A 364-nucleotide genomic window follows, 5' to 3' on the forward strand; every position below is an offset into this window, starting at 1 on the left:
TTGGCTGCCGTGGTCACCGTCTCGTCCATGTTGTTATCACCCGTAAGCGTTACCTCAACGCCACCCATCACGTCGTCGTCCTGGGTAGTGATCAGACCAGAGAGCGAGCCACTGCTGCCCTCACACAGTCCGTCCTGGAAGGCCTGCACTTCGAGTACTACCGAACAGTAGTCGGCGTTACCCGCATTGTCGATGGCGTACACCCGTACGCTCACGTCCTCACCGAAGTCCTCACAAGTCAGGTCAATGCCCAGACGGCCAACGACCGGAACAAAGCCCGCTTCGTTAGCTTCCTCCTCGGTGTAGATGCTGTACTTGTCGATCACGTTGCCGAAGCAATCCGTGACGTCGGAGGCGATGAAGT

Annotated in this window: 1 pseudogene; it reads right to left on the reverse strand. The window is 57.7% G+C overall.

Features of this window, described 5'->3' with window-relative positions:
- Positions 1 to 364, reverse strand: a pseudogene (locus E1J53_RS24120) (hypothetical protein); the annotation flags it as partial.

Origin of the sequence: Lewinella sp. W8, from assembly GCF_004375085.3 — a bacterium.
GTDB lineage: Bacteria > Bacteroidota > Bacteroidia > Chitinophagales > Saprospiraceae > Neolewinella.